Annotated in this window: 19 protein-coding genes; 5 read left to right on the top strand and 14 right to left on the bottom strand. The window is 65.1% G+C overall.

The genetic code is table 11. From position 1 onward, the window contains the following. Positions 1-67: 67 nt before the first annotated feature. From IOC69_RS00265 to IOC69_RS00250, 4 genes are all read right to left on the bottom strand, one after another. Positions 68-1,666, bottom strand: a complete 1,599-nt coding sequence (locus IOC69_RS00265; protein ID WP_290541521.1) for an ABC transporter substrate-binding protein — start codon at positions 1,664-1,666, stop codon at positions 68-70. 259 nt (positions 1,667-1,925) lie between these two features. Continuing rightward, positions 1,926-2,867: an Hsp33 family molecular chaperone gene (locus IOC69_RS00260; protein WP_290541520.1), complete on the bottom strand. Its 942-nt coding sequence runs from the start codon at positions 2,865-2,867 to the stop codon at positions 1,926-1,928. An 8-nt stretch (positions 2,868-2,875) separates the two neighbouring features. Beyond that, on the bottom strand, positions 2,876-3,805 hold the full coding sequence (gene argF / locus IOC69_RS00255; protein ID WP_290541519.1) for an ornithine carbamoyltransferase: 930 nt from the start codon (positions 3,803-3,805) through the stop codon (positions 2,876-2,878). A gap of 24 nt (positions 3,806-3,829) precedes the next feature. Then, the gene (locus IOC69_RS00250) at positions 3,830-5,008 is read right to left on the bottom strand and encodes an aspartate aminotransferase family protein (protein ID WP_290541518.1); all 1,179 of its coding nucleotides are present in this window, start codon (positions 5,006-5,008) and stop codon (positions 3,830-3,832) included. A 429-nt stretch (positions 5,009-5,437) separates the two neighbouring features. On the opposite strand from IOC69_RS00250, the gene IOC69_RS00245 reads away from it, so the two are divergent. Next, positions 5,438-5,974 carry a GcrA family cell cycle regulator gene (locus IOC69_RS00245; protein ID WP_290541517.1) on the top strand — a complete coding sequence of 179 codons (537 nt, stop codon included), beginning with the start codon at positions 5,438-5,440 and terminating at the stop codon, positions 5,972-5,974. 124 nt (positions 5,975-6,098) lie between these two features. Here the strand turns inward: IOC69_RS00245 and phoB are convergent, their stop codons facing one another. The 8 genes from phoB to speB all read right to left on the bottom strand — a co-directional run bounded on the left by phoB (position 6,099) and on the right by speB (position 14,395). Beyond that, entirely contained in the window at positions 6,099-6,800 is a 702-nt protein-coding gene (gene phoB / locus IOC69_RS00240; protein ID WP_290541516.1) for a phosphate regulon transcriptional regulator PhoB, read from the bottom strand. Continuing rightward, positions 6,797-7,519 (bottom strand): phosphate signaling complex protein PhoU, encoded by a 723-nt coding sequence (gene phoU, locus IOC69_RS00235; RefSeq protein WP_290541515.1) that lies wholly within the window; start codon positions 7,517-7,519, stop codon positions 6,797-6,799. Before phoU ends, phoB begins: the two co-directional genes overlap by 4 nt. Positions 7,520-7,538: 19 nt before the next feature. Further along, positions 7,539-8,360, bottom strand: coding sequence for a phosphate ABC transporter ATP-binding protein PstB (pstB, locus tag IOC69_RS00230; protein ID WP_290541514.1), 822 nt, complete (start codon positions 8,358-8,360; stop codon positions 7,539-7,541). Positions 8,361-8,371: 11 nt separating this feature from the next. Beyond that, entirely contained in the window at positions 8,372-9,880 is a 1,509-nt protein-coding gene (pstA, locus tag IOC69_RS00225; RefSeq protein WP_290541513.1) for a phosphate ABC transporter permease PstA, read from the bottom strand. Further along, the gene (gene pstC / locus IOC69_RS00220; RefSeq protein ID WP_290541512.1) at positions 9,873-11,051 is read right to left on the bottom strand and encodes a phosphate ABC transporter permease subunit PstC; all 1,179 of its coding nucleotides are present in this window, start codon (positions 11,049-11,051) and stop codon (positions 9,873-9,875) included. Before pstC ends, pstA begins: the two co-directional genes overlap by 8 nt. 80 nt (positions 11,052-11,131) lie before the next feature. Next, the gene (locus IOC69_RS00215; RefSeq protein ID WP_290541511.1) at positions 11,132-12,172 is read right to left on the bottom strand and encodes a PstS family phosphate ABC transporter substrate-binding protein; all 1,041 of its coding nucleotides are present in this window, start codon (positions 12,170-12,172) and stop codon (positions 11,132-11,134) included. A gap of 163 nt (positions 12,173-12,335) precedes the next feature. Then, positions 12,336-13,355, bottom strand: a complete 1,020-nt coding sequence (locus tag IOC69_RS00210; protein ID WP_290541510.1) for an ATP-binding protein — start codon at positions 13,353-13,355, stop codon at positions 12,336-12,338. Between the two features lie 92 nt (positions 13,356-13,447). Next, complete coding sequence (gene speB, locus IOC69_RS00205) at positions 13,448-14,395, bottom strand: agmatinase (RefSeq protein WP_290541509.1); 948 nt, start codon at positions 14,393-14,395, stop codon at positions 13,448-13,450. 195 nt (positions 14,396-14,590) lie between these two features. On the opposite strand from speB, the gene IOC69_RS00200 reads away from it, so the two are divergent. Both IOC69_RS00200 and IOC69_RS00195 read left to right on the top strand, forming a co-directional pair. After that, positions 14,591-15,532, top strand: a complete 942-nt coding sequence (locus IOC69_RS00200) for an alpha/beta hydrolase (RefSeq protein WP_290541508.1) — start codon at positions 14,591-14,593, stop codon at positions 15,530-15,532. Next, positions 15,533-17,551, top strand: coding sequence for a CocE/NonD family hydrolase (locus IOC69_RS00195; RefSeq protein WP_290541507.1), 2,019 nt, complete (start codon positions 15,533-15,535; stop codon positions 17,549-17,551). Between the two features lie 197 nt (positions 17,552-17,748). Here the strand turns inward: IOC69_RS00195 and argE are convergent, their stop codons facing one another. Then, complete coding sequence (gene argE, locus IOC69_RS00190; RefSeq protein WP_290541506.1) at positions 17,749-18,906, bottom strand: acetylornithine deacetylase; 1,158 nt, start codon at positions 18,904-18,906, stop codon at positions 17,749-17,751. Positions 18,907-18,914: 8 nt separating this feature from the next. Next, entirely contained in the window at positions 18,915-19,307 is a 393-nt protein-coding gene (gene apaG, locus IOC69_RS00185; RefSeq protein ID WP_290541505.1) for a Co2+/Mg2+ efflux protein ApaG, read from the bottom strand. Positions 19,308-19,389: 82 nt separating this feature from the next. On the opposite strand from apaG, the gene IOC69_RS00180 reads away from it, so the two are divergent. Together IOC69_RS00180 and IOC69_RS00175 are read left to right on the top strand one after the other, a co-directional pair. After that, positions 19,390-20,502 (top strand): 2'-deoxycytidine 5'-triphosphate deaminase, encoded by a 1,113-nt coding sequence (locus IOC69_RS00180; protein ID WP_290541504.1) that lies wholly within the window; start codon positions 19,390-19,392, stop codon positions 20,500-20,502. Positions 20,503-20,720: 218 nt separating this feature from the next. Then, positions 20,721-21,902 (top strand): hypothetical protein, encoded by a 1,182-nt coding sequence (locus IOC69_RS00175; protein ID WP_290541503.1) that lies wholly within the window; start codon positions 20,721-20,723, stop codon positions 21,900-21,902. The last annotated feature ends 264 nt before the right edge of the window (positions 21,903-22,166 follow it).

The following is a 22,166-nucleotide window of genomic DNA, read 5'->3' as shown; positions in this document are numbered from 1 at the left end:
CTACGAAAAGACCCCGTCAATCGCTTGACGGGGTCCAGTTCGGCGAAATTGACGGGTCAGGTCTGGCTTACGCCATCCACCAGCGCTCATACATGAAGCCGCCATCGTGGTCGAAGTCGGTGTTGAAGGCCTCATCGTGACCGATCGCGTTGCTCAGCGCGCCGACGTAATTGTTGAACATCAGCACCACCTGGCCGCCGTCGTCATGCACCAGCTGCTGGCACTCGGCATACATGGCCTGGCGCTTGGCTTCGTCCGTCTCGGCACGGGCCGCGACAAGCAGCTCGTTGAAGCGCGGGTTCTTCCAGCGCGTGTCGTTCCAGGCCGCACCGGCCGCCATGGAGATCGACAGGAACGCATCCGCCGTCGGGCGGCCGCCCCAGTAGCACTGGCACCAGGGCTTCTTGATCCAGACGTTGTCCCAGTAGCTGTCGTTCGGCTCGCGCACCACGTTGATCTCGATGCCCGCGGCCTTTGCCTGCTCGGCCATCAGCAAGGCTGCGTCGACACCGCCCGGGAAGGCCGCATCGGCCGCCGAGAGATCGACCTTGAGGTTTTCCATGCCGGCCTTCTTCAGCAGCGACTTCGCCCTGTCCGGGTCATAGGTATAGACCGGCTCGGGCTGGATTGCATATTTGAGGGAGGGCGCGAGCATGTTGTCGTTGCCGGGAGAGCCGTAGCCGTAGAGGATCTTGTCCACCAGCTCCTGGCGGTTGATCGCCCACTTGAGCGCCTGGCGCACCTCCAGCTTGTCGAAGGGCGCCTGGTCGACCAGCATCGGCGCCGAATAGAGCGCGGTGCCCGACACATTGTAGAGCGAGGTGTTCGGCGCGTTCTTCACGATATCGATGGTCTTGGGATCGGCCCGGTCGATGAACTGCACCTCGCCCGAGAGATAGGCGTTGGTGCGGGCCGCCACGTCGATGATCGACAGAACTTCGACCGCATCGAAATAGGTGGTGCCGAAATAGTTCGGATTGCGCTCGGCGGTCATCTTCACGCCGGGCTCGAAGGACTTGAGGATATAGGGACCGGCGCCGATGCCCTTCTCCCACTGGATCTTGCCGCCCTCGGAGGGATACATGGCAAGGTGGTAGTCCGAGACCAGATAGGGGAAGTCGGCGTTGCCGCCGCTCAGCTCGAACACCACGGTGTCCGGGCCGTCGGCTTTCACCGAGACGAGGTTCGACAGCACACCCTTGGCCGGCGACTTGGAGTCCGGCCCGATGTGATAGTTGATGGTGGCGACCACGTCATCGGCCGTCAGCGTCTTGCCATTGTGGAAGGTGATGCCCTTCTTGATCTTGAACACCCACTTCTTCGCGCCGTCCGACGGCTCGAAGCTTTCGGCGACATGCGGGACGACTTCGTTCTTCGTGCTGATATGGACGAGCGGCGCGCCCATCACGGACTTGCCCCAGGCGAAGGTGAAACCGTTGGACCAGGTGGCCGGGTCGAGCGAGTCGGTTGTCTGGCCGTGGCCCACGGCGGCCTTGAACGTGCCGCCCTTCTTGGGCTCGGCGCGTGCGGCGCGGGCGAACATTCCTTGCGCTGCGGCAAGCGTGACGCCCGAGGCCATCACGAAGTGGATGAAGTCGCGGCGCGACAGCTTGCCGAGGCCGACGGCCTTCTCGGCTGCTTTCAGTTTCATTTCGAATTCGGTCATGCGTCTCTCTCCTTAAGTGACCGCCAGTGATAGGTTTCGGGGGTGGCTCCGGGGCGCCGGAGACCGCATGGAAAAAGCGTCCCGCAGCCCGATGCCTTCGCCTCTCCCACGTCCGTTCTTCTTTATCCTTGGGGCTTCAGGCCCTATCCGCGCGAGCCTGTCACGGGGATTTGCGTCCGTCAATCAGAGTTGCACAGGGCGGTGGTGAATACTACTAACGATTTGGACAGGTTTTGGGCGAAAAACGACGTTCTTTCCGTCAGGTCGCCAGGTCTTCCGGCTTCACCGTGTAGGTGGTGGAACAAAACTCGCAGGTGACGGCGATTTTCCCGTCCGTCACCATGTCGGTGCGGTCCTCTGCCGGGAAGCGCGCCAGCATCCTCACGATGCCCTCCTGCGAACAGCTGCAATAGCGCTCCAGATGTGTCGCAGGGTAAGCCGTCACGCCATCTTCGTGATAGAGGCGGTAGAGCAACTGTTCCGCTCCGAGCTGCGGGTCAAGCAGCTCATGCGCCTCCACCGTGTCGAGCAGCAGCCGCGCCCTCACCCAGTCATCGTTTTCTTGCGGTGCAATATCGGTGCCCTCCGGCGCATCGCCGGAATGGGTGGGGAGAGGACTGGAGCCCCCGCCGCGCGGCAAGTGCTGCACCATGATGGCGCCGGCCCGCCAGGCCTCGCCTTTGGCACCGCGCTGGATGAGGGGGCCCGCCGCCATGCGGATGCGGGTGGGGATCTGCTCGGACTTCTCGAAATAGCTGTGGGCCACTGCGGTGAGGTCTCCCCCGTCGAGCGGCACGATGCCCTGATAGCGCTCCATGTCCGGCCCCTGGTCCACCGTCATGGCGAGATAGCCGGCGCCGAGGAGCCCGGCCTCGGTTGGGGTCTTGAGCGCCGCCACGCGCGCCGCGTCGAAGCGGGCATAGCCCCTGATCTTGCCGGGGGCGATATAGTCGGCGACGATCATGTCCACCGGGCCATCGGTCTTGGTCTGCAGGATGAACTTGCCGTCGAACTTCAGCATGGCGCCGAGGATGACCGCCAGCGCCACAGCTTCAGCCAGCAATGCGGAGACGGGTGCGGGATAGGCATGGCGGTGCAGGATGTCGTCGACCGCGGGTCCGAGGCGCACCAGCCTGCCGCGCACGCCCAGGGGTTTCACCTCGAAAGGCAGCGCCAGGTCGCCGGCGGCAAGCGCAGCCATATCGGCCATCATGCCCCCAGGCAGTGCAGCAGGATCGACTTCTGCACATGGAGGCGGTTTTCCGCCTCATCCCAGATCAGCGAATTCCGCGAGTCCATCACCTCGTCCGTCACCTCCTCGCCGCGATGGGCGGGCAGGCAGTGCATGAATTTGGCATTGGGCTTCGCCAGCCCCATCAGCGCGCCATTGACCTGATAGGGCTTGAGCAGATTGTGCCGCGTCTCGCCATCGGTGTCGTGCATCGACACCCAGGCATCGGTGATCACGCAGTCCGCCCCTTCCACCGCTTCCTCAGGAGACGTCATCAGGGAGACGTCGGCACCCTGCGCCCTGGCCCAGGCCATCACCTCGGGCACAGGGGCCAGTTCCTCCGGCGCGCCGATCCTCAGCCTGCCGCCCATGCGGCCCACCGCCTGGATCCACGAGGCGGCGACATTGTTGCCGTCGCCCACCCAGCTCACGGTGAGATTCCTCAAAGGCCCCAGATGTTCCTCGAGCGTCATCACGTCGGCCATCACCTGGCAGGGGTGGGTGAGGTTGGTGAGGCCGTTGATCACCGGAACGGCGGCCGCCGCGGCAAGTTCCGTGAGGTGCGAATGCCTCGCCGCGCGGATCATGATGGCATCGACATAGCGGGAGAGAACGCGCGCCGTGTCGGCGATGGTCTCGCCGCGGCCGAGCTGCATGTCGTTCGAGGACAGCACGAGGGTCTCGCCGCCGAGCTGGCGCATGCCGACCTCGAAGGACACGCGCGTGCGCGTCGAGGGCCGCTCGAAGATGAGGGCCAGCATCCGGCCCCTCAGCGGCTCGTCCGTCTCGCGCTGGCCCCTGGGGCGCCCTTTGCGCGCATCCTTCATGGCGCGCGCCGCGGCGATGATGCCGTTCAGCGCTGATGCGTCAAGATCGGCGATATCGAGAAAATGCTTCGGAGAACTCATGGGAACCGTCATGGGAGTGAAAGGTCAGGCCGTGGCTTCGAGCGCCTTGCAGGCGCGGTCGAGCTTGTCCATGGCTTCGGCGATGTCCGCGTCGGTGACGATGAGCGGCGGCAGCAGGCGCACCACATTGTCGCCCGCGCCGATGGTGAGGAGGCGCTGGTCGAGCGCCGCCGCCTGGAGGGCGGTGTTGGGCGCCTTGCACTTGATGCCCATCATCAGTCCCTGGCCGCGAATGTCCTCGATGATCGCCGGGTGGGAATCCTTCAGCGCGGCGAGCTTCTGCTTCAGCGTAAGGGCGCGCTGCTGCACGCCTGCGAGGAAGCCCTCCGCAAGGATCACATCGAGCACGGCATTGGCCACCGCCGTGGCCAGCGGATTGCCGCCGAAGGTCGAGCCATGGGTGCCCGCGGTCATGCCGACAGCGGCCTTTTCGGTGGCGAGGCAGGCGCCGATGGGAAAGCCGCCGCCGATGCCCTTGGCGATGGCCATGATGTCCGGCGTGACGCCCGCCCATTCATGGGCAAAGAGCTTGCCGGTGCGCCCCACGCCCGTCTGCACCTCGTCGAAGATCAGCAGCAGGCCGTGTTCGTCGCACAGCGCGCGCAGGCCCCTGAGGCACTGCGGCGGCACCGGGCGGATGCCGCCCTCGCCCTGCACGGGTTCGATGAGGATGCCGGCCGTCTCGGGCCCGATCGCCGCTTTCAGCGCCTCATGGTCGCCGAAGGGCGCCTGGTCGAAGCCCTCGACCTTGGGGCCGAAGCCCTCAAGATATTTGGCCTGGCCGCCGGCCGCGATGGTGGCCAGTGTCCGGCCATGGAAGGCGCCCTCGAAGGTGATGAGGCGACAGCGCTCCGGGTGGCCCGTGGCGGACTGGTGCTTGCGCGCCATCTTGATCGCGCATTCGAGCGCCTCCGCGCCGGAATTGGTGAAGAACACCGTGTTGGCGAAGCTGTTCTCGATCAGCCGTTGGGCAAGCTTCTCCTGCCCCGGCATCTGATAGAGGTTTGAGGTGTGCCAGATCTTTTTGGCCTGGTCGGTAAGCGCTTCCACCAGGTGCGGATGGGCATGGCCGCAGCTGGTCACTGCAACGCCCGCGCCGAAATCGAGGTAGGCCTCGCCCTCGGGCGTGAAGACGCGCGCGCCCTCGCCCCTGTCGAAGGCAACCTTCGCACGGGCATAGGTGGGGAGAACGGGCGTGATCATGGCAGAACCCTGATATTGAAATCAAAAGACGCCCGCCGTGTTGGGTGGGCGCCTCGCCGCAGAAAGCTTATAATTCCAAGGCCGCGCGGGGTCAATGACGCCGGGACGGCTGGATGATTCACGCCGTTCAGGGCGTGATTCACGGTTGTCCACACTGAGTCAAAACAGCGCAGGGACAGCCGATTCCTGCCCCTGATAAGGTTTGGTTAAGCAAGGCGCCTGGCACGGAAACTGGGGAAAACGGGTTCGATTCCGGCGCGGAAGGTTGCGGGTGAACCACCGCATATTGTAGGGTTGCCGCCATCAGCTACGAGATGTAGCGGCTAACGGTCAGTTTGGTGAATGAACACGCCGGAACGGAGCAGATCCGGCGAAGAACGGGGGATTCCGTTGTCGGCACAGCATGAAATCAATCTTGGAGGGGCGAAATTGTCCTGGACTGATGAGCGCGTTGAACTTCTGAAGAAACTCTGGACGGAGGGCCTGAGCGCCAGCCAGATCGCCGGCCGCCTCGGCAATGGCGTCACCCGCAATGCGGTGATCGGCAAGGTGCACCGCCTCAATCTGTCGGGCCGGGTGCAGCAGCAGCGCGTCACCGCCCCCCGCGAACCCCGGAAGCAGCGCGAGCCCAGCCTTCCTCCGCGCGCCGGAAGCTCGATGCCCAGCATGCCCACCGCCGGCTCCGCGGCGCTGAAGCCGACGATGCGGGCCGAGACCCATATTCGCCCGGCGGCGATCCCCGAGCCGCAGCCGCTGCGCCTCGTCGATCTGCCGAAGGACGGGCGGGTTACGATACTGCACCTCTCCGACAAGACCTGCAAATGGCCGATCGGCGATCCGGGATCGGAAGAATTCTGCTTCTGCGGACACGGCCCCCGCGAAGGCTCGCCCTACTGCGAATACCACGCCAGGCTCGCCTACCAGCCTATGCAGGACCGGCGGAACCGCAAGGTGAATTTCGGATGAGACGACTGCTCATCACGTTCATCATGCCCGGGCGCGTCCCGGGCATCTTTTTTGGGGCGTCAACCATGTCCCCGGTCCAAACAACAAGCCCGGCGATGATGAAGAGGGTGCGGTGGCCGTTGGCCTAGTTCGTCCGCCCGAACCTCTCGTCGAAGGAATAGCCCATCCCGCGCACGGTGCGGATCGGGTCCATCTCGCGGCCGCGGCTGAGCGACTTTCTCAGACGGCCGACATGCACATCGACCGTGCGCTCGTCGACATAGACGTCATGACCCCACACCGTGTCGAGCAATTGCGCGCGGGAATAGACGCGGCCGGGGTTCCTCATCAGGTGTTCGAGCAGCTTGAACTCGGTGGGCGACAGGTTCACGTCGCGCGTCGCGCGGGTCACCCGCCTCGTCTTGCGGTCGAGCGAGAGATCGCCCGCCTTCAGCTGGTCGGCCACCGCATCGGGGTTCACCCGGCGCAGGATGGTTCGGATGCGGGCGAGCAGCTCCGGCACCGAGAAGGGCTTCACCATGTAGTCGTCAGCGCCGGTGGCGAGGCCGCGCACGCGCTCCGCCTCCTCGCTGCGCGCCGTGAGCATGATGATGGGAATGTCGCGCGTCTCGGGCTTGGCGCGCAGCAGGCGGCAGACCTCGATTCCCGATATCCCCGGCAGCATCCAGTCCAGCACGATGAGGTCGGGCCGCTCGCCGGCGACGAGCTGCGCCACCTCCTCGCCTTCCGCCGTGTGGCGCACGCGATAACCTTCCGATTCCAGATTATAGCTGAGCAAAATCTGAATCGGTTCCTCGTCTTCGACAACAAGGATCGAAACGCTCATCTGTCTTCCGATCCCTCGAGGTCGATGCGCATGGCGGCGGTCACGTCCTTCTTCGGGCGGCCCTCGCCCAGCGGCTTGCCATGGACAAGATAGTGGATGTTCTCGGCGATGTTCGTCGCATGGTCACCGATGCGCTCCATGTTCTTGGCGCCGAACAGGAGATGCGTGCACAGCGAAATGTTGCGCGGGTCCTCCATCATGTAAGTAAGCAGCTCGCGGAAGATCGAATTGTACAGCGCGTCGAGCTCCTCATCGGAGCGCCACACCTCCATCGCCATGCCGGCGTCGGAGTGCGAATAGGCGTCGAGGATGTTCTTGAGCTCCACCTGGGCGAGACGGCCCATGCGGGTGACGCCCGCCATGAGCTTCCTCGGCAGCTGGTCCGACAAGGCATGGGTGCGCTTGGCGGTGTTCTTGGCGAGGTCGCCGATGCGCTCGAGGTCGGACGATACGCGGATCGCCACCATGATTTCGCGCAGGTCGCGCGCCACGGGCTGGCGCCGGGCGATGGTGAGGATCGCCTTCTCCTCGATCTGGTGCTCAAGCACATCGACACGCTCGTCGATCTGGATCACGCGGTCGGCGAGCGCGGTGTCGCGCCGCGTCAGCGCGTCAATGGCGTCGTCAAGCTGCTGTTCGACGAGGCCGCCCATCTGGGCGAGCATGGTCTTGAGCTGGCTCAGGTCGTCGTCATAGGACTTGACGGTGTGATCGGTCATGTCTTGATCTCCCAAGGGCTCAGCCGAAGCGGCCCGTGATGTAGTCCTGAGTGCGCTTTTCCTGCGGCGCGGTGAACATCTCGTCGGTGTCGCCATATTCCACCAGCGTGCCGAGGTGGAAGAAGGCCGTGAGCTGCGAGACGCGGGCTGCCTGCTGCATGGAGTGGGTGACGATGACGATGCAGTAATTCTGGCGGAGCTCGTCGATGAGTTCCTCGATCCGGGCCGTGGCGATGGGGTCGAGCGCCGAGCACGGCTCGTCCATCAGGATCACCTCGGGGTTGACCGCAATGGCGCGGGCGATGCACAGGCGCTGCTGCTGGCCGCCGGAGAGGCCCGTGCCCGGCTGGGCAAGCCGGTCCTTCGCCTCTTCCCAGAGGCCCGCCTTGCGCAGACTCTGCTCGACGATCGTGTCAAGCTCGGTCTTGCCGGCGGCGAGCCCGTGGATGCGCGGGCCATAGGCCACGTTCTCGTAGATCGACTTGGGGAAGGGATTGGGCTTCTGGAACACCATGCCCACCTTGGCGCGCAGCTGCACGACGTCGATCTTGGGATCGTAGATGTCGTGCTTGTCGACATCGATGAGGCCCGTCACGCGGCAGGTGGGGATGGTATCGTTCATGCGGTTGATGCAGCGCAGGAAGGTGGACTTGCCGCAGCCCGAAGGCCCGATGAAGGCCGAGACGGAGCGGTCCGGAATGTCGATCGACAGGCTCTTGATGGCTTGCTTGTCGCCGTAATACACATCGACGCCGCGTGCCGTGACCTTGAACTGGCCGCTGGCGAGCGCCTTGGGCTTTTCGGGGGTGACGAGGGTCTGGTGGGGGACGGGGGCGTTCATGATGTTTATCCTTACCAGCGGCGCTCGAAGCGCTTGCGGAGATAGATGGCGGCGGCGTTGAGGGCGAAAAGCACGACGAGCAGCACGATGATGGCGGCCGCCGTCTTGGACCTGAAGGCCAGTTCCGGCAGGTCCGACCACAGGAACACCTGAACCGGCAGCACGGTGGCCGCGCTGGTGAAGCCCGAGGGGATGTCGGCGATGAAGGCGACCATGCCGATCATCAGGAGTGGCGCGGTTTCGCCGAAGGCGCGGGCGAGACCCAGAATGGTGCCGGTCATGATGCCGGGCAGCGCCAGGGGCAGCACATGCTGGAACACCGCCTGCTGCTTCGAGGCGCCGACGCCCAGCGCGGCTTCGGTGATCGACGGCGGCACGGCTTTGAGCGCCGCACGCGAGGCGATGATGATGGTGGGGAGCACGAGGAGCGCCAGCACCAGGCCGCCAACCAGCGGCGCCGAGCGCGGCAGGCCGAAGAAGTTGAGGAACACCGCAAGTCCCAGAAGGCCGAAGATGATCGAGGGCACGGCCGCGAGATTGTTGATGTTGACCTCGATCACATCCGTCCATTTGTTCTTGGGGGCGAACTCCTCGAGATAGATCGCCGCGGCGATGCCCAGCGGCAACGCCAGCGCGATCGCCACCAGAACGGTCAGGAGCGAGCCGACCAATGCGCCGCGGATGCCCGCCAGTTCAGGCTCGCGCGAGTCGCCCGCCTCGAAGAAGCGCCATGAGAAACTGTTCTCGATGCGGCCTTCCTGTTTCAGCTCGTCGAGCCAGAGCGCCTGGTTGTCATTGATGCGGCGGTTCGATTCCGGCACGGAGAAGCTGACGATGTCCCACTGGCCGGGACCGACGGTGGTGACGGCGGGGTCAGTCGCCAGCACCGGCACGGCCTTCAGGTAGCCGTTCTCGACACCGGTGACGCGCAAGGCGCCGCCCTTGAAGCGCACCACGTCACGCGGCGCGAGGCCCAGCTCCTTCTCGGCCTCCTCGCCCGTCTTGTCGCCGGTGAGGACAAAGCCCTCCTCGCCGTCAAGCCTGGCGATGTGCAGCGCCGCCGTGCCGGGGGCGACGGTCTGACTGGTGAGCATTCCTTTCAGGAACATGTCGGCGTCGGCGCTGAGCAGCACGGGCACGGTGACGGTTTTGCCGATGATCGAGGGATCGGCGACGACCATGCCGCGCAAGGCGTCCGCGCCGCCGCTGGAGAGGAGTGCGGTGAGCGCCCTCTGATTGGTCCGGCCCTCGACCGCCGGGAACTCGGCGCGGAAGGCCTCCTTGATCATCTTGTCATAGTTGCCGCCCACCGGATTGTTGGGATCGACCTCGGCGGGATCGACCTTCACGTCGAGCTCGACACTCGTTTCGTGGAAGGCGGGAATACCCTTGATGACGGTGTCGGTCAGCAGGATCGCCAGGAACAGCGCGGTAAGCGCCAGCGCCGTCGCGCCATAAAAGCGGAAGCGGCGTTCGGCGGCGTAGCGCTTGGCGACCAGATCGTTCCGAACCTCAGTCATACTGTTCCCGGTATTTTTGCACAATGCGCAGTGCGATGTAATTGAGGATGAGAGTGAAGAAGAACAGCACGAAGCCGAGCGCAAAGGCCGACAGCGTCTTGGGCGAATCGAATTCCTGGTCGCCCACGAGCAGCGTGGCGATCTGCACCGTGATGGTGGTGACGGCGGCGAGCGGATTGGCCGTCAGGTTGGCGGCGAGCCCCGCCGCCATGACCACGATCATGGTTTCGCCCACGGCGCGCGAAATGGCCAGCATGAAGGCGGAAACGATGCCGGGAAGCGCCGCGGGCAACACCACTTTCTTGATGGTTTCGGATTTCGTGGCCCCCATGGCATAGGACCCGTCACGCAGCGACTGCGGCACCGCGTTGATGATGTCGTCCGAAAGGGACGAGATCAGCGGCACGATCATCATGCCCATGACGAGGCCGGCGGCGAGGGCGGATTCGGAGGCGACCGAGAGCCCCATGGCCTCGCCCGAGCCGCGGATCAGCGGGGCCACCGTCAGCGCGGCGAAGAAGCCCAGCACCACGGTGGGAATGCCGGCGAGAATTTCGAGGATCGGCTTCAGCGCGCCCCGCAGGCGCGGCGTGGCATATTCCGCCATGTAGATGGCCGAGAGCAGGCCGAGCGGACCGGCCACCACGATGGCGATCGCGGTGATCAGCAGCGTGCCGGCGAGCAGGGGAATGAGACCGAAGGACGGCGGCGTGCCGGTGGGCGACCAATGCGTGCCAAACAGGAATTCGATGGGCGATACCGAGCGGAAAAAAATCACCGATTCGAACAGCACCGAAAAAACGATGCCGATGGTGGTGAGGATGGCCACAGCCGAGCAGCAGATAAGCACCACCAGCACGATGCGCTCGAAACTGTTGCGGGCGCGGAAGTCGGGCGAGCTCATCGAATAGAGCGGAGCCGCGCCAATGGCGCCGCCAATGACGGCTGCCACGGGCATGAAGGCCGACTGCGCGCCAACGATCAGAGCCCCGGCAATGGCCAGCGCCAGGCCGCCGATCATGGCCCCGGCGGCGGCGAAGAGTCCGTGATAGGAGGGAAGCGAATGAAGCCTGGCGCCGCCTGTGGCGGCGAGGCCTGCGGCGCGCGCACGACCGGCCCAATAGGCGATGGCGGCCATCAGCACGATCAGCAGCACGGTCCACAGGAACATTGCGCGCTCCACACTAGCGGGAAAAACAAAGAACAGGGGGCCGGTTCATCCGCGGTCCCCCTGATCCCTCACTTATGCAGTTACTTGACGTCTGCCGCCGTGAGAACGGTCATGTTCTTGGCAACTGCACGGGTCTTGTCGGCTTCGGCGCCCGGAAGGGTCACCAGGCCCTTGGCCGCGAGATAGCCATCCGGGCCGATCGCCTTGTCGGAGACATATTCGGCGATGAACTCGACGATGCCGGGGATTTTGCCCACGTGCTGGTTCTTCGCATAAATGAACAGCGGGCGCGACAACTTGTAGGAACCGTCGGCGATGGTCTCGTAGGTGGCCTGCACGCCGTCGATCGGAATGTCCACGATGGCGTTGGCATTCTGCTCGACGAAGGAGAAACCGAAGATGCCGAGCGCGGCCGGGTTGGCGACCAGCTTCTGGACGATCAGGTTGTCGTTCTCGCCGGCTTCGACATAGGCGCCATCCTCGCGGATCGACTTCCACACCGCCTCGAAAGCCTTGGCGTCAGACTTCTTGAGGTCAGCCATGGCGGGGATCTTGAGGGCGCCCGCCTCGAGGGCCAGTTCGGCGAAGCTGTCACGCGTGCCGGAGGTGGGCGGCGGACCCAGAACTTCGATCTTCACATCGGGAAGCGACGCATCGACGTCCTTCCAGGTCTTGTTGGGATTGGGGATAAGCTTGCCATCCTTGTCGGGGATGTTCTTGGCCAGCGCCCTGAACAGCTGCTCCTTGGTGAGGGACAGCGGCTTCGCGTCCTTGGACTGGGCGACGGACAGGCCGTCGAAGCCGATCTCAAGCTCGACGATCTCGGTGACGCCGTTCTTCACGCAGGTTTCGAACTCCGCCTTCTTGATGGGGCGCGAGGCATTGGCAAAATCGGGCTTGTCCTCGCCCAGGCCGGCGCAGAACAGCTTAAGGCCGCCGCCGGTGCCGGTCGCTTCGACCACCGGCGTCTTCATGCCGCTGGTCTTGCCGAACTGTTCGGCCACTGCGGTGGTGAAGGGATAAACGGTGGACGACCCGACGATGCGGATCTGGTCGCGCGCCGCAAGGGCCGGCACGGCAGTGAGCGCCACGAGGCTGGCGGTCAAGAGGATACGTTTCATATTACTTCTACTCCTGTCTGAGGGCCGCCGCACACTAGGAGTGCCACAAAACGCTTATGTGACGGTAAAATTACATAAATCTGACGACTTAAACTACTGTATATTAATCACATAATTCCGTCACCCCGGCTTTTGCCAGGATGACGGTCAGTGGGCGGGGCACTCAGCCGGCTTTCACCGGCAGCCGCATCGTGAAGGTGCTGCCCTTGCCCAGTTCGGAGGCGATGACCAGCCGGCCGCGGTGGCGGTTGACGATATGCTTGACGATGGCGAGGCCGAGCCCGGTGCCGCCGCGCGAGCGGCTGTCCTGGGCGTTGACGCGATAGAAGCGTTCGGTGAGGCGCGGGATATGCTGCTCGGCAATTCCCGGGCCATAATCGCGCACGCTGACATCGGCCCACCCGGCATCACTGCGCACAATGATCTCAACCAGCTTGCCGGTGCTTCCATATTTCAGGGCATTCTCGGCGAGGTTCTGCAGCACCTGCACGAGTTCGTCGCGCGAGCCTGTCACCACCGCCGGACCATCGCTTGCCAGCTTCAGCTCGCACTCGAGCTCCCTTGCCATGCCGGAGAACACATCGCGAACATGGGCTGCCACCCGGTTGAGGTCCACCTCGCCCGAGGGCCGCACATGCTCGTTCATCTCGATGCGCGACAGCGACAGGAGATCGTCGATCAGGCGGCGCATGCGCTCCGACTGGCTCTTCATCAGGCCCAGAAACTTGTCCTGCGCCCTGGGGTCCGTCCTGGCGGGACCCTGGATGGTTTCGAGAAAGCCCGACAGTGCAGTCAGCGGTGTTCTCAGCTCATGGCTGGCATTGGCGACGAAATCGGCGCGCATGCGCTCGATCTGCTGTTCGCGCGTCAGGTCGCGCAGCGTGATGAGCGCGCCCTTGCCCGCGCCCAGGCAGGAAATATGGGCGCGGAACGCGCGCGGCACCGGCACGCGGATTTCATAATCGACGCTGGCGCTGCCCGCACCCGAGGTTGTCTCGGCGACGGCCTCCAGCACGTCGGGCGCGCGCAACGTGGCGGAGAGGTGGCGGCCCGCGGGATCGGCCTCAAGCAGTTCCACCGCCTGCTCGTTGGCCAGCCTCACCACGCCCTGCGCATCCACCACCAGGGCCGGGTCCGGCATGGCGTGGACGAGGTCGGCAGGCTGCGGCACGGTGTTTGGCATTGCGCTTCATATACGGATGAACGGAGGAAACAGATGCATGGGCGCAGCATTGCAGCCCGGTATGACGGATCGATTGCCGGGCGACCGGCATTTCAGCCGTACTGGCAGCCGGGCAACACGCAGAGCATTTCGTAAAGGAAGTTCGCGCCGATCAGCGCCGTGTTGCCGGCGGGATCGAGCGGCGGGGAAACTTCCACGAGGTCGCCGCCCACCAGATTGAGGCCGCGGCAGCCGCGGATGATCTCAAGCGCCTGCCAGGTCGAAAGGCCGCCCACCTCCACCGTGCCGGTGCCGGGCGCGAAGGCCGGGTCCAGGCTGTCAATGTCATAAGTGAGATAGACCGGGTGGTTGCCGATCCTGGCGCGCACCTGCTGCATCAGCGGCGCCAATGATTTGTACCAGCACTCTTCCGCGGTCACCACGGTGAAGCCCCGGTTCCTGGTCCAGTCGAAATCGTCCGGCGAATAGCCCGAGCCGCGCAGGCCGATCTGAAAAGACTTGTCGCAGGCCAGAAGGTTTTCCTCCACGGCGCGGCGGAAGGGCGTGCCGTGGGCGATCTTCTCGCCGAACATCTCGTCATTGACGTCGGCATGGGCATCGACATGGATCAGCGCCACCGGCCCGTGCTTCCTCTTCATGGCGCGCAGGATGGGAAGCGTCAGCGTGTGATCGCCACCCAGGGTCAGCGGCTTGCAGTTCTCGCCAAGGATCGCGTCATAGGCCTTTTCGATGATCCCCACCGTTTTCTTGAGGTCGAAGGTGTTGATCGCCACATCGCCGATGTCCGCCACCTGGAAGGACTCGAAGGGTTTGGCCCTGGTCGCCATGTTGTAGGGGCGGATCATGCAGGACTCGGCCCTGATCTGCCGGGGTCCGTGGCGCGTGCCGGAGCGGTTCGAAGACCCGATGTCGATCGGCACGCCGATGAAGCACACGTCGAGGCCACTGGCGGTCGCCTGCGTGGGCAGCCGCATCATGGTGGCGGGTCCGGCAAAGCGCGGCATGTCATTGCCGCCGAGCGGCTGGTTGAAGTCAGGCATTGTTGCTCCCCTTTCCTGGGTAAGCCATGATAGGGCGGCCCGGGGCGGAAGGAAATCCGCCTGGCCTGCAGGGCTTCCCCGCGCTCCAACGGAGCCCGTCACCCATCCCGCGCCCGTTCATCTTGCTTTCGATGGGCGAGCTTGTAACGTGGCCGGAGGCCCGCACCCGCGCCGGGCGCCACACAGCGAAACATCTTGGACGCGACCGAACAGAAATATGCCTGGCTGGAAGACCCCGGCATCCGCGATTTCCTGATCGCCGGCGAGTGCTTCTATCCGCCCGATGCGGCGCGCTTCACCATGGCGGAGCAACGCGCCTTCTATGACCGTTACTGCGCCCATTTCAGACAGCCGCGCCCGCCGGGCGTGACGGCGGAAGACCGGCGCTATGGCGGCGTTGCCTGCCGACACTACCGGCTCGATGGTACCACCGATGCGCCGCTGCTGCTTTACCTCCATGGCGGCGGCTTCGTGGTGGGCGGGCTCGACAGCCATGACGACATCTGCGCCGAGCTTTGCGCCGCCGCGCGGATCGACGTGGTGGCGGTGGATTATCGCCTCGCCCCGGAGCACCCCTTCCCCGCCGCCTTCGATGACTGCTGGGCGGCGCTGAAGGCCTTGGCCCGCGCCCATGCGGAGATCATCGTGGGCGGCGACTCCGCGGGGGGCAATCTTGCCGCGGCGCTGGCCCTCAAGGCGCGTGACGAGCAGGCGCCGCGGCTCAAGGGCCAGGTGCTGATCTACCCAGGCCTCGGCGGCGACATGAGCAAGGGCTCCTACGTCAGCCAGGCCAATGCGCCGGGGCTTTCCACCGCCGACGTCCGGTATTACCGCGACACCTACCGGGGCGGCGGATCGAAATTCGCCGAGCCCCTGCGCGAGACCGACTACCGCGGGCTGGCGCCGGCCTTCCTCGTAGCCGCGGCGCTCGATCCGCTGCATGACGACTGCTTCGACTATGCGGCGGCCTTGCGCGCGGCTGGGGTCCATGCGGATGTGCGGGAGGAACCGCTGCTCGTCCACGCTTTTCTCCGTGCACGGAGCATGAGCGCTCCGGCGCGCGCCGGTTTCGAAGCCATCGCGCTCGCCTGCGCCAGCCTCGCGCATCGCGGTCGCCTTCCCCCCGAGAGGACCTGAATGACCATCGCGACGCGTACCGACCTTCCCTGCCGGGTGACGGCAATCGAGAACCTGTGGATCCCGCTCTCCGATGGCACGAAGCTCGCCGCGCGGGTGTGGATGCCGGAGGGTGCGGAGGAGACGCCTTTGCCCGCGCTGCTCGAATACCTGCCCTACCGCAAGCGTGACGGCACCCATGTGCGCGATGCGCTGACGCACCCCTATTTCGCCGGCCACGGCTATGTCTGCGTCCGCGTCGACATGCGGGGCAACGGCGACTCGGACGGGCTGATGCTCGACGAATATGCCGAGCAGGAGCAGAACGACGCGGTCGAGGTGATCGGCTGGCTCTCCCACCAGCCCTGGTGCAATGGCAAGGTCGGCATGTTCGGCATTTCCTGGGGCGGTTTCAACGCGCTGCAGGTGGCCGCGCTGAAGCCCCCCGCCCTGAAGGCCATCGTCACCATCTGTTCGACCGACGACCGCTATGAGGACGACGTCCATTACAAGGGCGGCACGGTGCTGAACGAGATGCTGGGCTGGGCCGCCACCATGCTGGCCTATTCCTCCCGCCCGCCGGACCCGATGATCGTGGGCGAGCGCTGGCGCGGGATGTGGATGGAGCGGCTGGAGAACGAGCCCTTCCTCGTCATTCCCTGGCTCTCCCATCCGCACCGCGACGCATACTGGAAGCACGGCTCCGTCTGCGAGGACTATGCCGCGATCGAGGCGCCCACGCTGGTGGTGGGGGGCTGGAACGACGCCTATTCCAACGCCGTGCCCCGGCTGATGAAGGGCCTGCGCACCACACGGAAGGCGATCATCGGACCCTGGGCGCACAAATACCCGCATTTCGCCGTGCCCGAACCGCGGATCGGCTTCCTGCAGGAATGTCTTCGCTGGTGGGACCAGTGGCTGAAGGGCGCCGCCACCCACATTTCGCGCGATCCGGATTACCGCTATTATGTGATGGAGCCGTGGAAACCCGGCGCCTTTCCGGAGAAGATCGGGGGCCGCTGGATCGGCGACAGCTTCTGGGGCTTCGGGCATATCGAGATCAAGAAATGGTGGCTCAACTCCGGCGGCATCGGGCCCACCGCGGGCGCGGAAACGCCGCTCACCGTCTGCTCGAAGCAGACCACGGGCGCGGACGGCGGGGAATACTGCATCATCTGGCTCGGCCCTGAATTTCCCGGCGACCAGCGGCGCGACGATGCGCAGTCGATCACCTTCGACACGCCGCCTCTCGTCACCGACATCGACATCGTGGGCCAGCCGGCGGTGGAGATCGAATTCTCCGCCGACAGGCCGGTGGCGCATATTGCCGTTCGCCTGAACAACGTGTGGCCTTCGGGCGAGGTGTCGCGCATCACCTACCACCTGCAGAACCTGTGCATGCGCGACAGCCGCGAGAACCCCATGCCGCTCGAGCCCGGCAAGCACTACCGCATGAAGATCAAGCTGGACGACATCGCCATGCGCGTGCCCAGGGGCCACAAGCTGCGCGTCGCGATCTCGACCTGCTATTTCCCCATGATGTGGCCCGCACCCGAGCCCGTCACCCTCACCGTCTATGCGGGGAAATCGCAGCTGCATTTGCCGCTGAGGAAGGACGTGGCGGGCGAGCAGGCGGTGAGCTGGCAGGAACCGGAGGCCGCGCCGCCGGCGGACCAGACCGAGATCGCGCCCGCCTCGCACAAGCGCGAGACGGTGACGGACCCCGGGACCGGCGAACTCCGGATCGAGATCGTGGACGACTTCGGCGAACAGGAGCTGCACCCGCATGGCCTGGTGATCGGCGGGGTTGGCCGCGAGAGCTATTCGATCATGCCGGACGACCCGCTCTCTGCACGGATGGAAACGCATTGGACGGAGACGCGGCGGCGCGGCGACTGGTCGATCCGCACCGAAACCTTCGGTCGGCTGACGGCCACCGAGCGGCACTGGATCGTGTGGGGCAAAATCGAGGCCTATGAGGGCGACGCCAAGGTGTTCGAGAAGGAGTTCAGCGAGGAAATCCCGCGGCTGCTGCAGTGAGCCCCTCTTGAACCGTAATCCCTGCGAAAGCTGGGCCCCGGCTTTCGCCGGGGTGACGAGCCGGGAGAGGCGGGGGTTCACTCGGAGGAATGAAAGTTTAAGGAAATTTTTCCTTGACTTTAATTCCTAAGCGTGCTATATCTCCCGCCATGACGATGTTTCTCGCATGGCTGATCGGATGGGTTCTCGGCAGGGTGTCAGGACAGCTGGGACACAAGTTTTCCCATGAAGGCCTCGCACTTCCTGAGTTCGGACACGTCGATCCACTCGTCGGGTTTGTGGGCCTGTTCGATGGAGCCCGGGCCGCAGATGACGGCCGGGATGCCGATTTGCTGAAAGAGGCCGGCTTCCGTGCAGTAGCTGACCGCATGGGCGGAATTCGCCCCGGCCAGATGGAGGGCGAGAGTCTCCGCCGGACTGTCCTTCTCGGGTGCCAGGCCGGGCACGCTGTTGACGGCCTGCGTGGCGATGCCGGTTTCAGGCGCCACGGCCTTCATCGCCGGTTCCAGCTTGCGCGCGAAGCTTTCGAAGCGGTGCGGCACGTAATCGGCGTCCGCGGTGGGCAGGAGCCGCGTCTCCCACTGGAAGGAACATTTGCGCGGAATGATGTTCTTTGCCGTGCCGCCCGCGATGACGCCGACATGGATCGTGGAATAGGGCGGATCGAAGCGGCGGGTGGGGTCCCCAACCTCGATCAGGCGCTCGCGGATGCGGCCGATCTCGGAGAGCAGTTCGCCCGCCACAAGAATGGCGTTGACGCCATGGTGGGTGAGGCTGGAATGGGCCTCATGGCCGGTGACCTCGGTGGAGAAGGTGACGGCCGACTTGTGGGCATTGACCACCTGCATGGAGGTGGGCTCGCCGACGATCACCGCGCGCGGCTTTGGCAGATTGTCGCGCATATGGGCGACGAGCGGGCGGACACCCTTGCAGCCAACCTCCTCGTCGCAGGAGAGCGCGAGATGGATCGGCGACTTCAGACCTGCCGCGAGGAAATTCGGAACTTGCGCGAGGCAAACGGCGAGGAAGCCCTTCATGTCGCAGGCGCCGCGGCCGAAGAGACGCTGATCGCGTTGCGTGAGTTCGAAGGGGTCAGACGTCCAGGGCTGGCCATCGACCGGCACCACGTCGGTGTGGCCCGAGAGCACGATGCCGCCCGCAATGGCCGGACCGATGGTGGCGAAGAGATTGGTCTTCCTGCCGGCCTCGTAATCGACGCGGAAATGCGGGACGCGCCAGCCGTCGAGATAGTTCTCGACGAATTCGATCAGGGGGATGTTGCCGTCACGGCTCGTCGTGTCGAAGGCGATGAGGCGGGCCAGCATCTCCTCGGCCGAATAGCGGGTGCCTGTCATGATCTCGCTCAGTTGATGGGGTGTTTTTCGTGCGGGCTGTCGAGCGAGAAGGCGGGGATTTCGACATTGATGAACTCGCCGGAGGGAAGCTGCATCTGATAGGCGCCGGCCATGAAGCCGGAGGACGTCTTCAGCGGGCATCCCGAGGTGTAGCTGTAGCTGTCGCCCGGCTTCAGCGTGGGCTGCTCGCCGACCACGCCGGCACCGCGCACCTCCTGCACATGGCCCAGCGCATCGGTGATCTTCCAGTAGCGGGTGCGCAGCGTCACCGTCTCGCGCCCGTGATTTTCGATGGTGACGGAATAGGCCCAGACGAAATGGCCCTCCTCCGGCTTCGACTGGCCGTCGAGATATTTGGGGCGGACAATGACTTTGACGCCGCGGGTGATGCGCTCATACATGGCGCCAGTTTAACCCATGTGGCGGGGTTTTCCACAGCGAAGACACTTGCCAAGCCCGCAACACTTCCGCCATGTGATGGAGATGGCAACCCGTTCCGAAGCCTGCGGCATCCTGCCCGCCCGAGCCATTGCCCGCTATTGCGAGGACGGCCAGATCAGACTTGCCCGGCCGCCTGATGCGGACCAGATCCAGCCCGCCAGCCTGGACCTGAGACTGGGGCCGTGGGCCTACCGCGTGCGCGCATCGTTTCTGCCCGGCCCGCGCGCAACCGTGGACCAGCGGGTGAGGGAACTGGCGCTGCACCGCGTGCCGCTGGCCGATGGGGCCGTGCTGGAGACGGGCTGCGTCTATATCGTGCCGCTGCAGGAGAGCCTCAAGCTGCCGGGCGGTGTTGCCGCCGCGGCGAATCCCAAGAGCTCCACCGGCCGCCTCGACATTTTCACGCGCGTCATCACGGATTATGCGCGGGAGTTCGACAAGGCGCCGGAGGGCTATGAAGGCCCGCTGTTTGCCGAGATTTCGCCCCGCACCTTCCCCATTCTGGTGCGCGAGGGCTCACGCCTGTCGCAAATCCGCTTCCGCCGGGGCGCATCGCTCGCCACCGACGCGCTGATCCGCGATCTCCATGCGCGCGAGGGGCTGATCTCGTCCGGCGAGGCGAACATCGACAACGGGCTTGCCCTCTCCGTCGATCTCTCGACGCTGGGGGCGGACGGACCTGTGGGCTTCCGCGCCAAGCGCCATGCGGGCCTCATCGACATCGACCGCAAGGCCGCGCTCGAGGTGCTGGATTACTGGGAGCCGATCTGGCCGCGCGGGTCTCTCGTGCTCGACCCTGACCAGTTCTATATCCTCGCGTCGAAGGAGGCGGTGCGCGTGCCGCCCGCCTATGCCGCGGAGATGACGCCGTTCAACCCGCTGGTGGGCGAGTTCCGCGTGCATTACGCCGGCTTCTTCGACCCCGGCTTCGGCCATTCGTCAGGCCACGGAGAAGGGGCGCGCGCGGTTCTTGAAGTGAGAAGCCACGAGGTGCCGTTCATCCTCGAGGACGGGCAGATCATCGGGCGGCTGGTCTATGAGCCGCTGACGCAGGCGCCCGAACGCGTCTATGGCCAGGGCATCGGCTCCAACTACCAGCGCCAGGGCCTGAAACTGTCGAAGCACTTCAAGGCCTTCGATCCGGAGCGGCGCTGATCCCCGTCGGCCGGAGATGACACGGGCGCAGCCGCCGGAGCGGAACGGATTTCAATTGCACGGACAGCGCCCACATCGCGGCCATGCAATTGTCGGATTGGGGGTTGTTTCAGGTCCCATTTTATGCATATAACGCCGGGTGTTTTCACCCTGGATGCAGTGTGCTGTGCGCTCCATCCTCCATATCCCAAGGGAAGGCGAAGATGACACCACGTGGCGTGACCGGACTTGCAATGATCATGGGGCTGGCTGCCCTGCTGCCTGCGGCGGAGGCCCTGGCCGATGGCAACGTGGTGGTGCGGCAGACGCCGAGCCACCCGCCCCTGCCTGCCGCCGCATCGCCGATGCGCAACCGGCTGGCCAGCCCGGCGGACGCGGCGGTGACGCCCGTCACCGCCGCCGACCCGCGGCAGAGCGGCTGGTCGCGCGGCGGAAAGGCTCAGGCCAGCGCCCGGGCCTTCGGCAGCTTCGGTATTCCCTATACCTCGGTGCGGGTGCAGGACGGGCCACCGGCGAGCAGCGCCACCGCGGATAACCGGCTGAGCACCACCTATCCCTATCGCACCATCGGGCGGCTGGTGTTTCAGTATGATGGCGGCCAGGCTCATTGCTCGGCCAGCCTGATCAAGCGCAGCGTGATGGTGACGGCGGCGCATTGCGCCGCCGACTTCGGCTCCAATGCGCTGTTCTCCGGCTGGACCTTCCGCCCCGGCTTCTATGGCCCCGCCGGATCGACGCTGGCGCAGCAGCAACCCTTCGGCGCCTGGACCACCGAGCGCGTCGCCGTTCCCGCGACATGGCTCAACGGGCGTGACACCGGCGTGGGGGCTGCCCGCAACAATGACCTTGCAGTGTTCATCGTCAGCAAGAGTGGCGATCTTTTCATCGGCGATGTGGTGGGCTGGATGACTTATGGCTGGAACAATTATTCCTTCACGCGCTCGGCCAAAACGAAGAGCCTGTGGACCGCCGCCGTCACCACGCTGGGCTACCCGGGCCTCATGGACGGGGGCCTCATCATGCAGCGGGCGGATGGCCCCACATTCCTCACCACGGTTCGCGGCGCGCTGCAGATGTGGCAGGGCAACAACTTCACCGGCGGCTCCAGCGGCGGTCCGTGGGTGGTGAATTTCGGCTATAGGGCCGCCAACCTTCTCGGGGGTGCGGTGCCGGGCACCGCCTCCGCCCTGAACGTTGTGATCGGCGTCACCTCCTGGGGATCGGCGGATCCCAACGCGATCAAGGACAATTACTCCTCGCAGTTCGCCCAGAACAAAGAGTTTCCCAGCAACAACTATGGCGGCTATGGCGGGGGCAACATCGGCGCGCTGCTGCAATCGCTGTGCAGTGCGCCGGGACCGGGCGGGCCGAGCTATGCTGCGCAAGGCTATTGCGACTGAAACAGCCGGAGGCCGCATACCGGCTCGCGATACGGTCGCCGATCCAGGCTGCGGTCGCGTGGCCTTGCGGCGTCCGGAATGGTTCAGGATAAGGGGGCGGGCGTCTGCATTGTTGCCGCGGGCAGGGTGCCCCCTTGCGGGCCCGCCAAAGCTCCACTACAGCATTTTCGACGATGAACCGGTGTCCACTTGACCGGAACATGCGCCAATGACCGCCATAAAGTTCGGTCAGACATCGATCGGATGCGCATTCACGTGAATGCG

This window comes from Aestuariivirga sp. (assembly GCF_020252405.1).
Classification (GTDB): Bacteria; Pseudomonadota; Alphaproteobacteria; order Rhizobiales; family Aestuariivirgaceae; genus Aestuariivirga.
The sequence above is the reverse complement of the archived record's forward strand: the minus strand, read 5'-3'. Positions and strand labels throughout refer to the sequence as shown.